Below are 12,055 nucleotides of genomic sequence, written 5' to 3' on the forward strand. Positions count from 1 at the left end.
GGGCGAAAGGGCGTGGCCGCCGGGCCCGACTCAGGCCGGGACGCAGGGCGCCTGCGCGAAGCCGAGCAGCAGGCAGCCGCTCGCGTCCGACAGCTTCCAGGTGCCGTCGACGTTTTCCCAGCTCAGCGGCACGGCGGGCGCGGAGCCGTGCGGGGAGGTGATGGTCACCTGCGCGTTCGCGGTGTTGCCCTGGGTGGTGATGTCGGCGACGGCGAAGGTGAGCGCGTAACCCTGCAGGCCCTTGTTCATCTGGTCGATGTTCGCCGTGCGCTTCTCACCGTCGACGATCAGCTCGGTCTTCTCCGCGGTGGGTACAGTCGGATCGGCGAGCTTCACCAGCACGGCCTGCAGGGTCTCGGCGGTCGGCGCACCGGTCGCATGGGCGGAGTGATCGTGGGTACCCGACGCGGCGGCGCTGGTGGTGGCCGAGCTCGCCGCGCCGGTGGAGTCGTCGTCGGAGCCGCACGCCGCCACCGCGCCGGAAATGGCCACCGCCGCCGCGGCGGTGACAAGGGAAAGACGCAAGGTTCTCGCGGGAAGGAGCATGGTCGGCAACCTTTCGGCTCGGCGGCGAGCACGCTCGCCATGGTCGGGTTAGGGCAGGCTAACATGGTGGTCCGGCCGCCGATCGCGGCCCAGATGTGATCACCACGAAACCATGTCGGAAAGCGAGAACGGGTCGCGCCCGGTAGCGTTGATAGACCGGGACTGGGAGGAGCAGCACATGAGCCCCATCGAGAATTCGGATTCGGCGGCCTGGAGAGAGCTCGAGGCGGTACGCGCCGAGGCGGCTGCACTCCGAAGGCAACTCGCCGACTCGCCGGATCGCACACGGGAATTGGAAGCCCGCATCGATTCGCTGACCATTCGCAACACGAAGCTGATGGACACACTCAAGGAAGCGCGCCAGCAACTGGTCGCGCTCCGCGAGGAGGTCGATCGGCTGGGTCAGCCGCCGAGCGGATACGGCATTCTGATCGGTGTGTACGACGATCAGACGGTCGACGTGTTCACTTCGGGTCGCAAGATGCGGTTGACGTGTTCACCGAACATCGAGACCTCGACGCTCGAATACGGTCAGACCGTCCGCCTCAACGAGGCGCTCACGGTCGTCGAGGCCGGGCACTACGACGCGGTCGGCGAGATCGGCACTCTCCGGGAGATCCTCGACGACGGGCGTCGCGCCCTGGTCGTCGGCCATGCCGACGAGGAGCGCGTGGTGTGGCTGGCGGGCCCGCTGGCGAAGGTCGCCGAGATGGACGATCTGGACGATCCCGATTCCCCCATCCGCAAGCTGCGGCCGGGCGACTCGCTGCTGGTGGACACGAAGGCCGGATTCGCCTTCGAGCGCATCCCCAAGGCCGAGGTCGAGGATCTCGTGCTGGAAGAGGTGCCCGACGTCGACTACAGCGACATCGGCGGTCTCGGCAGGCAGATCGAGCAGATCCGCGACGCGGTGGAGCTGCCGTTCCTGCACAAGGACCTGTTCCGCGAGTACGCGCTGCGTCCGCCGAAGGGCGTGCTGCTCTACGGTCCGCCCGGCTGCGGTAAGACGCTCATCGCCAAGGCGGTGGCCAACTCGCTGGCCAAGAAGATCGCCGAGGCGCGCGGTGAGGATGCCAAGGAAGCCAAGTCGTACTTCCTGAACATCAAGGGCCCCGAGCTGCTCAACAAGTTCGTGGGCGAGACCGAGCGCCACATCAGGATCATCTTCCAGCGGGCCAGGGAGAAGGCCTCCGAGGGCACGCCGGTGATCGTGTTCTTCGACGAGATGGACTCGATCTTCCGCACCCGCGGCTCCGGCGTCTCCTCGGACGTCGAGACCACGGTGGTGCCGCAGCTGCTGTCGGAGATCGACGGTGTCGAGGGCTTGGAGAACGTCATCGTGATCGGCGCCTCCAACCGTGAGGACATGATCGATCCGGCGATCCTGCGGCCGGGCCGCCTGGATGTGAAGATCAAGATCGAGCGTCCGGACGCGGAGTCGGCGCAGGACATCTTCTCGAAGTACCTCACCGAGGACCTGCCGCTGCACGACGACGATCTGGCCGAGTTCGGCGGCGACAAGGTCTTGTGCATCAACGCCATGATCGAACGCGTCGTCGACCGGATGTACGCCGAGAGCGAGGACAACCGCTTCCTGGAGGTCACCTACGCCAACGGTGACAAGGAGGTCCTGTACTTCAAGGACTTCAACTCCGGCGCCATGATCCAGAACATCGTGGACCGCTCCAAGAAGTACGCGATCAAGTCGGTGCTCGACACGGGCAGCCCCGGTCTGCGCATCCAGCATCTCTACGATTCGATCGTGGACGAGTTCTCCGAGAACGAGGATCTGCCCAACACGACGAATCCGGACGACTGGGCACGCATCTCCGGCAAGAAGGGCGAGCGGATCGTCTACATCCGCACGCTGGTCACCGGCAAGAACGCCAGCGCCAGCCGCGCCATCGACACCGAGTCGAACACCGGCCAGTACCTGTAAGGTCGCGCCGGCCACGAAGGGCCGCGTCTCTCCGGAGGCGCGGCCCTTTCGCTGCCCGGGTGCGGGTCATGCCGGTGACGGGCCGGTCGCCAGCTGCGGGGGAAGCCCGAACCGGGGATAGAGGGCGTCGAGATGGAAGCGGGTGATTGCGCTGATGCGGTCGCCGGCGGAGGCGAGCACGAGCAGGCCGGCCGGGGTGGCGACCGGCCGGAACGAGTCGTCGAGATAGGTGCCGAACGCGGGCAGCCCGTTGGCGTGCGTCGGCAGCAGGTGGGCGCGGCGTGCGCCGCGGTAGGCGAAGGAGGCCGACAGGAACGCCGCGATCGCGGCGCGGCCCTGGTACTCGTGCGGCGCTGGGGGCATCGACAGCCAGGCGTCATCGGTGAGCAGTGCGACGACACCGTCGATGTCGCCCGCGAGGTAGGCCACGGCGAAGCGGCGGGCGAGGTCGTGCTCGTCGGGTGTGGCCTGCCGCGGGACGCGGTGCCCGCGATGGCGGTCCAGCGATGCTCGTGCGCGTTGCAGGTTCCCCTTGACCGCGACGGGCGTGACGCCGAGCAGTTCGGCCACTTCGGCGACCGGGAAGCCGAGCACGTCGCGCAGCACGAGGCACGCGGCTTGCCGGGGCGGCAGCCGCTGCAACCCCATGACGAAGGCGAGTTCGACGGCTTCGGCGGCCGCGTAGCGGGCTTCCGGGCCGGGCGCGGTATCGGCGAGCTCGGCTTCGCCGAGCGGGTACGGCTGCAACCAGCGGATTCCGTCCCTGCGGGTGGGTTCGGGCGGCGCGAACGGCGGCACCGGCTCCGGTGGGAGGCGGCGACGGGCGTCGCGCAACGCGTTGAGGCAGCGATTGGTGGCGATGCGGTAGAGCCAGGAGCGTAGCGAGGACCGCTGCTGGAACCCGGGCAAGCCGCGCCAGGCCGCCAGCAAGGTCTCCTGGAGCATGTCCTCCGCGTCGGTCAGCGAGCCGAGCAGCCGGTAGCAATGCAGCTCCAGTTCGCGCCGGTACGGGTCGGTGAGGGCGCGAAACGCCGTCTCGTCGCCCGCCCGCGCCCGTTCCAGGATGCTCTGCCGCACGCCGCCGATGTTGCCAGTTCGCGGGCTCTTCCACACGGCGCGTTCCCTCGCGGCCGTTCGCGGTGTCACTACCTACAGCACGGCGACGCGCCGATGCCTACTGGAAGGAGACATCATGTCGGACCGAACCGCCCTCGGGACCTCGCTGGCGTTCTACCACGCCTGGACCGGGCACGACTTCGCCGCGGCGATGACCTATGTCGCCGAGGAGATCGTCTGCGACGCGCCCGCCGGGCGGATCGTCGGAGCCGCGGCCTTCCGCGAATTCCTCGAACCGTTCAGCCGGATCCTGACCGGCGCGACGTTGCTCGCGTCGTTCGGTGACGACCGCACCGCGCTGCTGATGTACGACACCACGACGGTTCCGGTCGCACACGCGCCGGGTGCGGAGTGGCACACGGTGGTCGACGGTCGCATCACCTATATCCGGATCGTCTTCGACCGCGCGCCGTTCGACGCCGCCAGGGCCGCGGCCAGCTGACGTACCGCGCCTGGCCGTCCGTGCTAAATTTTGACCATGCGGCCAGAAAGTAGCACGGGCGGCCAGCGGAGGTCGTTCATCGAGGAGGCGCGGCGGCGGCAGATCATCGCCGCCGCCGTCGAGGTGATCTCCGAGGGCGGGTACGCGAATGCTTCACTGGCGCGGATCGCCGAGCGCGCGGGCATCTCCAAAGGCGTCATCTCCTACCACTTCGAGGGCAAAGACGATCTGATGACGCAGTTGGTGGTGCAGCTGTACGTCTCGGCCGCGGAGTACATCGCGCCGCGGGTCGCCGCGGCGGCCGGACCGCGCGCAGGCCTGCTGGCCTATCTCGAATCGAATCTCGGCTTCATCGACGCCAACACCACGTACGTGGCGGCTCTGGTCGAGGTGGTGACCAATCTGCGGGACGCGGACGGCAACCCCAAGTTCAGCTCCGCCGACGGCGAGCGCGACATCATCGCGCCCCTGGCCGACATCCTCGCCGAAGGGCAGCGCGGCGGCGAGTTCGGCGAGTTCGACCCGCTGTTGATGGCCAAGTCCATTCGTGACGCCATCGACGGCGCGGCCGGGCGGGCGGTACGGGAACCGGATTTCGCGATGGACGCGTATGCGTCGCACCTGTGCAGGCTGTTCGACGCGGCCACCCGGAAGGGATAAGGATGACTGAAGTACTGGGCGGCCGGCGGCGCCCGGATGATCACGCCGAACCGTTGCCCCCGTTCGCCTTCGGCGGGGTCGCGGCGGTGGCGGCATCGGCCGCCGTGGCGCTGCTGGCCTCGATCGGGCGATACGGATTCTTCGGCGACGAACTGTATTTCGTCGCGGCGGGCCGCAGGCTCACGGTCGGTTACGCCGATCAGGGACCGTTGCTGCCCGCGATCGCGCGGGCGATGGATCTGCTCGCCCCGGATTCGCTGGTGGCGCTGCGTCTTCCGGCCGTGCTCGTCACGGTGGCCGCGGTGGTGCTGACCGCCCAGATCGCCAGGGAGTTCGGGGGCGACCGGCCGGCGCAGGTGCTGGCCGCCGCAGCCTACGCCACCTCACCGTTCCTGCTGGTGCAGGGTACTTTGCTGGCCACGAACACGATCGACACGGCGTTGTGGGTGGTGGTGAGCTGGCTGGTGATTCGCTGGGTGCGCACCCGCCGCGACGGCTTGCTGCTGGCCGCTGCGCTGGTCACCGCCGTGGACATGCAGGTGAAGTGGCTGATCCCATTCTTCTGGATCGCGCTCGCGATCGGGGTGGCGATCTACGGACCCCGCGAGCTGCTGCGCCGCCCCGCCCTGTGGTGGGGCGGCGCGATCGTCGTCGTCACGTCGGCGCCCAGCCTCGTGTGGCAGGCGGAACGTGACTGGCCGCAGCTGCGTCTGGGTGGGGTGGTCGCCGCGGAACAAGCCACGATCGGCGGGCGCTACAGCTGGCTGCCGCTGGCCCTCGCCTCCGCCGGTGTGATCGGCGGACTGCTGCTGGTGTATGGAGTGTGGGCGCTGCTGCGCGCCGAAAGTCTGCGGCCCTACCGGTTTCTCGGGCTGATGCCGGTGGTCCTGGCCGTGATCTTCATCGTGACCGGCGGACGGCCGTATTACGCGGCGGGCTGCTACGGAGCGCTGATCGCGGTCGGTGCGGTGCGGTGGATGGAGAACCGGCGGCGCTCGCGCCTGCTGCTCACCGCTGCGGTGGCCGCGTTGTCCGTTGCCGCGGTTGTCTTCTCGCTGCCCTTGCGTCCGGAGTCCGACATCGAGCCGGTCGACACCCAGGCTCAGGCGGGATTCGAGATCGCGATCTACGGGCGGTTCGGCTGGTCGGAACTCGCGGCCGGGACGGCGGCGGCCTACGCGGCGCTGCCGGAGCACGAGCGGGCCTCGGCCGTGGTGATCGCCGATTCCTATTGGCAGGCAAGCGCTTTGGACCTCGCCCGCGCGTCCTATGGTCTGCCCGCCAGCTATAGCCCCAATCGCGGTTTCGGCTACTTCGGCACCCCGCCGGACACGGCGACGACGGTGCTGTGGGTAGGCGGCGCCGAGACCGACGTGCGCGCGCACTGCGCCCAGGTGAGCGCGGCCGGGCAGGTCGACGCCCGGCTCGGATATCCGGGAGTCACCCGGGGCGTCACCGTCTGGCGCTGCGCGCAACCGCTCGTGCCGTGGTCGCGCGCCTGGCCGGACATGTTGCGGCTGAACTGATCCGTTCGCGCTCTCACCACCAGCCGAGGATCGGCGACAAGTGCCTGCCCAGTTCCGGCGCCAGCGACCGCGAATAGCTGGCCGTGAGGTGGTGCTCGTCGTGATAGATGAGGACGTTGCCCTCGCTGACCGCGCAGACGTCGCGTTCACACAGCGCGTCGGACAGATCCAGCGGAAAAACGTTGGGGAACGAGGCGGCGAACTCCAGCGCCGGGTTCACCTCGTCCAGCGCGGCCGCGCGTGGCATCCCGCAACTGATCCGGTCGCCGTGCTGGGCCAGGCAATCGATGGCCCGGTACCGCACGCCGTCGCGGCGCAGCCACGGCGTATCGCGGATGGCGAGCACATTGAGTCCACGATCGGCCAGCCGCGTCCAGACTTCTGGATAGTCGGGCGGGGTCTCGTCGCCCGCGCCGTCGCGAGGCCGGGTCGCCGTCGTGAAGACCCACTCCGGGCGTTCGAGGCCGAGGCGGTCGATCACCTCCACGGACCAGTCGCGGCAGTCCGGATTCGCCTCACCCTTGTACATCGGTTCCGCCGCCACCGTCAGCGGGCAGCCCATCTTCAGGTACACCTCGACCCGGAAGGCGTGCTCACGGGCGAGCAGATCGAGCGCGGGCACCCAGTGCTCGGCGTGCGAGCTGCCCACCACCGCGATGGTGCGCTGCGCGTCCGCGTCACCATAGGTGCAGGTGACGACGTCGCGGGTGTCCCAGTCCGCGATGCAGCCGTCGCGCGAGGGGTAGGCGGCGTCGGCGGGCGCTTCGTACACGCTCGGCCGCATCGGTGCCTCGGGCGTACTCGCGCCGTTGACCAGCGCTTCCGCGCCGGGATAGTGCCCTGGATCGAGCACGGCCACCGCCCGCGGCGGATTCGCCCTTGTCGCGACCTGCTCGCCGACCGCCACCGCCAGCACCGCGACACCGAGCGCCGCGACCAACCGGCCGGTGCGGACGGCGCGGGCGGGCGGCTGCGCGACCGGACGGCCCGACCGCATCCGCAGCGGCTCCTCGACGAACCGGTTCGTCAGATAGGCGAGCACCAGCGACGCCCCGATGACACCCAGGCCGACGCCCAGCCCCGCGGTCGCGGCTCCGGTGCGCGCCAGCACGAAGATCAGGATCGGCCAATGCCACAGATACAGCGCGTAGGACAGCTCGCCGAGACGCACCATGGCGGGCGCGCCGAGCAGCCGGTTGGGCAGCGGCTGCTGGGCGGCGGCGAGATCGCCGCCCGCGACGATGAGCGCCACCGTGGCGCCGACGGGTACCAGCGCGGCCGGACCGGGGAACCGATCGGCGCCGTCGATCAGCCAACCGCAGGTGAGCACCGCGACCGCGCCGAGGACCGCCGCCGCGACCCGCGCCGAGCGTGGCGGCGACAGCAAGGGGGCGACGATGGCCAGCAGTGCCCCGGCGAAGAGTTCCCAGGCGCGGGCGAAGCTGTCGTAGTAGTTCCAGCCCTGATGGGCCGCGGCGCCGTGCGCGGCGTAGAGGAACGAGGCCACCGCGCCGATGCCGAGCAGGATCGCCAGGACCGGGCGCACCGCGCCGGGACGGGCGAAACGCAGGCACAGGCGTGCGACCGCCGCCACGGCGACGAGCGCGAGCAGGTAGAACTGCGTCTGCACCGCCATCGACCACAAGTGCTGCAACGGGCTCACCGACGGATCGGCGGCGAGGTAGTCCGACCAGGACAACGCCAGATACCAGTTCTGGTAGTACAGCAGCGACGCCAGCGTCTGCGCCGCCATCTCGCCCCACTGGGTGAACGGGCGCAGCAGCACGGTCGCCACGATCACGGCCGCCAACAGCGTCACCAGGGCGGGCAGCAACCTTCGTGCCAGCCTGCGCGCCGTGCGCACGACGCGGACCGTGCCGGTGGCCGCCACGCCGCGCAGCAGCGAGCCCGTGAAGAAGTACCCCGACAGCACCAGGAACACGTCCACCCCGCCCGACACCCGGCCGAACCAGATGTGGAACGCGACGACCAGCGCTATCGCCACGCCGCGCAGCCCGTCCAGATCGTGCCGGTACTCGGCGGCCCCCGCCCGCGGCGCCGCCGCGGTGGCGACCGCGCCCGGCCGGAGCAACCGGTTCACCGCTCGCGAGACGGTCACCGGACTCGCACGGCGCGTTCGTCGCGGCGACGGAACGCGACGGCTCGGCGACGGAGGCGGGTACGGGACACGTCATTTCTCTTACCATGGGCGGTGAACCGCGGTCCAACTCGCCGGGCCGGAGTGGCGTGCGGAAACGGCGGATAATACGGACAATTCGGGCACCTGTCCGTCATGCGCGGCGGGCCGGTCGATAGGGTGGGATCGTGAATGTCGAGGTGACACCCCTGCCGGGTATCGGTGTACGCAAGGATTTCCCGCTGACCAATACACGACGCCGGATAGGGGTGATCGACCATCGCGACGGCACGATGGATCTCATCGTGAGCAAGCCGGACAACCCCGACGAGACCGAACAGGTACCGCTGTCGGGCAAGGAGGCGGCCGTGCTGGCCAGCCTGCTCGGCGCGCCGCAACTGGTCGAGCAACTGCGCGAAGAGCACCGCGCGTTCACCGGATTGACCACCCGGCAGCTGTCCATCCCGGACCGCTCCCGTTTCGACGGCCGCAGGCTGGGGGAGACCCAGATGCGCACCAGGACGAAAGCGTCCATCGTCGCTGTGGTCCGCAGCGGGCAGCCGATCCCGTCGCCGGGGCCGGACTTCACCTTCACCGCCGGGGACGTGCTCGTCGTCGTCGGCACGGTCGATGGCCTCGAGGCCGCCGCCAAGATCCTGTTAGACGGCTGAGCGCATGGTGGCACACGAGACCGCGCTCGCGCTGATCCAGCTGGGCGCGGTGTTCTTCGGCCTGGGCCTGCTCGGCCGGATCGCCGCGCGCATCGGCATGTCGCCCATTCCGCTGTATCTGATCGGCGGGCTGGTGTTCGGCACCGGCGGCTTGGTCGAGCTGCGGCAGGTCGACGATTTCATCCATCTCGCCAGCGAAATCGGCGTCGTCCTGCTGTTGCTGCTGCTCGGCCTGGAATACAGCGCGCCGGAGCTGGTCACCGGCATGCGCCGATCATGGGCCGCCGGCGTGGTGGACATCGTGCTCAACGCGACGCCGGGTGTCCTCGTTGCGCTCGTCCTCGGCTGGGGGTTCACCGGCGCCATCGCGATGGCCGGGGTCACCTACATCTCGTCCTCGGGCATCGTCGCGAAGGTGCTCAACGATCTGGGCAGGCTGGGTAACCGGGAGACGCCGGTGATCCTGTCCATCCTGGTGTTCGAAGACCTGGTGATGGCCGGATACCTGCCGGTGCTGACCGCGGTGCTGGCCGGCGTGGGCTTCCTGGCCGGACTGAAGACGCTCGGCATCGCCTTGGCGGCGGTCACCGTGGTGCTGATCGTCGCGCTGCGGTACGGCCGCTACGTCTCCGCGATCGTCGACAGCGCCGACCGCGAGATCTTCCTGTTGAAGCTGCTCGGCTCCGCGTTGCTGGTTGCGGGCGCGGCCTCGGCGGTGCAGGTGTCCGCTGCGGTCGGCGCGTTCCTGCTCGGCATCGCGATCTCGGACTCGACCGCGCACAACGCGACCAAGCTGCTGGAACCGCTGCGCGATCTGTTCGCCGCGCTGTTCTTCGTCCTGTTCGGCCTGAGCACCGACCCGGCGAGCATCCCACCGGTGCTGGGCTGGGCGTGCCTGCTGGCGCTGGTCACCACGGCCAGCAAGATCGCCACCGGATGGTGGGCGGCCAAGCGGGCCGGTGCCGGCCGCTTGGGCCGGGCGCGCGCGGGCACCGCCTTGGTCGCCCACGGCGAGTTCTCGATCGTCATCGCGGGGCTCGCGGTGGCCGCGGGCGCGGTCCCCGCCGAATTCGCCGCGCTGGCGACCACGTACGTGCTGCTGATGGCGGTTCTCGGACCGGTCGTGAGCCGGTTCGTCGAACCGGCGATGGCGCTGCTGCTGCGGCGGCGCGCCGCGGTGTCCTGACGCTCACGGTGGCGGCACGCGATCGTCGCCGCCACCGTGGGCCGCCCGGAATTCAGTTGCGCACGGCGACGGAATCGAGCACCACGTCGACGGCCGGCTCGCCGTCGGACGAGCCGTCCTTCACCCCGGCGGCGGCGATGGCGTCGAGCACGTCCATGCCCGCGGTGACCCGGCCGAACGGGGTGTAGCTCGGCGGCAGCGGCGCGTCCCGGTAGACGAGGAAGAACTGGCTGCCGTTGGTGCCGGGGCCCGCGTTGGCCATCGCGATCGTGCCCGCCGGGTAGGTCGCGCCCGCCAGGTTCTCGTCCGGGAATTGGTAGCCGGGCCCGCCCATGCCGGTCGCGGTGGGGTCGCCGCATTGCAGGACGTAGATGCCGTCGGTGGTGATCCGATGGCACCTCGTGTGGTCGAAATACCGTTCCCCGGCCAGGAAAGCGAAGGAGTTGACCGTGCGCGGCGCGCGGGCGGCGTCCAGGGCGACGGTCACGGTGCCGCAAGTGGTGATCAGCGTCGCGGTGTAGTGCGCGGTGGGATCGATGGTCATGCCCGGTTCGGCGGGCCACTGCTTGCCGTTCGGCTGCCCCGCCGCAGGCACGCCACAGCCCGCCGGGCCCTGCTCCCGAGCCGGTGACGGAGTCGCCGAGACGACGCCCGTCGCGGACGCCACCAGCGCCACGCCGACGGCGAGGACCCCGAGCAGCCGCAGCGATCGCCACGGTAGGCTCCGGCGCCCCGCCCGCCGGCCGTCGACGAGTTCTCGCGCTTGCACTTCGCTGCTCACCGCTGGAAATCTCCTTCACTCGGGGTTGCGCACCGGACGATGCAGCGCGAATCATTCCACCTCGCCCGGCTCCGCAGGGGAGTACCGCTCGATTGGCAGGGCGCGCACGGCCCCTGGGACGTCGGTGTATCGGTTGCCACGGATTGGCTACAAAACACTTATCGGCACTTTTCGAGCCACGTAGCCGGTTGCCGTTGACGTATAACGGGGCATGGGAATCGTTCGAGCAGCGCTGGTCCAGACGAACTGGACCGGCGACAAGGAGTCGATGCTCGCGGCGCACGAGGACTACGCGCGCCGCGCCGCCGCGCACGGGGCCGCGGTGATCTGCTTCCAAGAGCTGTTCTACGCGCCGTATTTCTGCCAGCGCCAGGACGCGCGGTTCTACGACTACGCCGAATCCGTCCCGGGGCCCACGACCGAGCGGTTCGCCGTACTCGCGAGGGAACTGGGCCTGGTCATGATCCTGCCGGTGTACGAGCAGGAACAGCCGGGTCTGCTGTACAACACCGCGGCGGTGATCGACGCCGACGGCAGCTATCTCGGCAAGTACCGCAAACACCACCTGCCGCACGTGCGCGGATTCTGGGAGAAGTTCTATTTCCGGCCGGGCAATCTCGGCTGGCCGGTGTTCGACACCGCGGTGGGCAAGCTCGGCGTGTACATCTGCTACGACCGGCACTTCCCGGAGGGGTGGCGCGCGCTGGCCCTCGCCGGCGCGGAACTCGTGTTCAATCCGTCGGCCACGTCGCGGGGCCTGTCCGGCTACCTCTGGCGACTGGAACAACCGGCGGCCGCGGTGGCCAACGAGTACTACATCGGCGCCATCAACCGGGTGGGCGCCGAGGAGTACGGCGACGACGATTTCTACGGCACCAGCTATTTCGTCGATCCAGAGGGCAAGTTCGTCGGCGATGTCGCCTCCGACAGCGACCCGGAGCTGGTCGTCCGCGATCTGGACATGGATCTGATCAAGGTGGTGCGCGACCGCTGGGCCTTCTACCGCGACCGCCGCCCCGACGCCTACGGGCCGCTGGTGGCCCCCTGAGAC

General features: G+C 69.6%; 11 protein-coding genes. 7 read left to right on the plus strand and 4 right to left on the minus strand.

Going from position 1 to position 12,055, the window contains the following annotated elements; all coding sequences use genetic code 11:
* Positions 1 to 30 precede the first annotated feature (30 nt).
* Positions 31 to 546 carry a WKL family lipoprotein gene (locus U3653_RS14645; protein ID WP_195080058.1) on the minus strand — a complete coding sequence of 172 codons (516 nt, stop codon included), beginning with the start codon at positions 544 to 546 and terminating at the stop codon, positions 31 to 33.
* Between the two features lie 178 nt (positions 547 to 724).
* Here U3653_RS14645 and arc point away from each other — a divergent pair, with 178 nt between their 5' ends.
* Positions 725 to 2,485: a proteasome ATPase gene (gene arc, locus U3653_RS14650; RefSeq protein WP_195080057.1), complete on the plus strand. Its 1,761-nt coding sequence runs from the start codon at positions 725 to 727 to the stop codon at positions 2,483 to 2,485.
* A gap of 66 nt (positions 2,486 to 2,551) precedes the next feature.
* Here arc and U3653_RS14655 read toward each other — a convergent pair whose 3' ends face one another.
* A complete protein-coding gene (locus tag U3653_RS14655) occupies positions 2,552 to 3,562 on the minus strand; it encodes an RNA polymerase subunit sigma-70 (RefSeq protein WP_195080056.1) in 1,011 nt (336 codons plus the stop codon).
* Positions 3,563 to 3,677: 115 nt separating this feature from the next.
* Between U3653_RS14655 and U3653_RS14660 the strand changes: the two genes are divergently transcribed.
* Genes U3653_RS14660 through U3653_RS14670 form a run of 3 tightly spaced genes read left to right on the plus strand, consistent with a single transcriptional unit; the run spans position 3,678 to position 6,229 of the window.
* Entirely contained in the window at positions 3,678 to 4,043 is a 366-nt protein-coding gene (locus tag U3653_RS14660) for a nuclear transport factor 2 family protein (RefSeq protein WP_195080055.1), read from the plus strand.
* A 36-nt stretch (positions 4,044 to 4,079) separates the two neighbouring features.
* Complete coding sequence (locus U3653_RS14665; RefSeq protein ID WP_195080054.1) at positions 4,080 to 4,703, plus strand: TetR/AcrR family transcriptional regulator; 624 nt, start codon at positions 4,080 to 4,082, stop codon at positions 4,701 to 4,703.
* Between the two features lie 2 nt (positions 4,704 to 4,705).
* Positions 4,706 to 6,229, plus strand: coding sequence for a glycosyltransferase family 39 protein (locus U3653_RS14670; protein ID WP_195080053.1), 1,524 nt, complete (start codon positions 4,706 to 4,708; stop codon positions 6,227 to 6,229).
* A gap of 13 nt (positions 6,230 to 6,242) precedes the next feature.
* On the opposite strand, the gene U3653_RS14675 is transcribed toward U3653_RS14670, so the two are convergent.
* Positions 6,243 to 8,348, minus strand: a complete 2,106-nt coding sequence (locus U3653_RS14675) for an acyltransferase family protein (protein ID WP_323124000.1) — start codon at positions 8,346 to 8,348, stop codon at positions 6,243 to 6,245.
* Positions 8,349 to 8,554: 206 nt separating this feature from the next.
* Between U3653_RS14675 and U3653_RS14680 the strand changes: the two genes are divergently transcribed.
* Together U3653_RS14680 and U3653_RS14685 are read left to right on the plus strand one after the other, a co-directional pair.
* Complete coding sequence (locus tag U3653_RS14680; protein WP_195080052.1) at positions 8,555 to 9,037, plus strand: cation:proton antiporter regulatory subunit; 483 nt, start codon at positions 8,555 to 8,557, stop codon at positions 9,035 to 9,037.
* Positions 9,038 to 9,041: 4 nt separating this feature from the next.
* Positions 9,042 to 10,223, plus strand: a complete 1,182-nt coding sequence (locus U3653_RS14685) for a cation:proton antiporter (protein ID WP_195080051.1) — start codon at positions 9,042 to 9,044, stop codon at positions 10,221 to 10,223.
* A gap of 52 nt (positions 10,224 to 10,275) precedes the next feature.
* Here the strand turns inward: U3653_RS14685 and U3653_RS14690 are convergent, their stop codons facing one another.
* Positions 10,276 to 11,004, minus strand: coding sequence for a peptidylprolyl isomerase (locus U3653_RS14690; RefSeq protein ID WP_323124001.1), 729 nt, complete (start codon positions 11,002 to 11,004; stop codon positions 10,276 to 10,278).
* A 211-nt stretch (positions 11,005 to 11,215) separates the two neighbouring features.
* Between U3653_RS14690 and U3653_RS14695 the strand changes: the two genes are divergently transcribed.
* On the plus strand, positions 11,216 to 12,052 hold the full coding sequence (locus tag U3653_RS14695; protein WP_195080050.1) for a nitrilase-related carbon-nitrogen hydrolase: 837 nt from the start codon (positions 11,216 to 11,218) through the stop codon (positions 12,050 to 12,052).
* The last annotated feature ends 3 nt before the right edge of the window (positions 12,053 to 12,055 follow it).

The sequence above is a fragment of the Nocardia implantans genome (genome assembly GCF_035544775.1).
In the GTDB taxonomy this organism is placed as follows: domain Bacteria; phylum Actinomycetota; class Actinomycetes; order Mycobacteriales; family Mycobacteriaceae; genus Nocardia; species Nocardia implantans.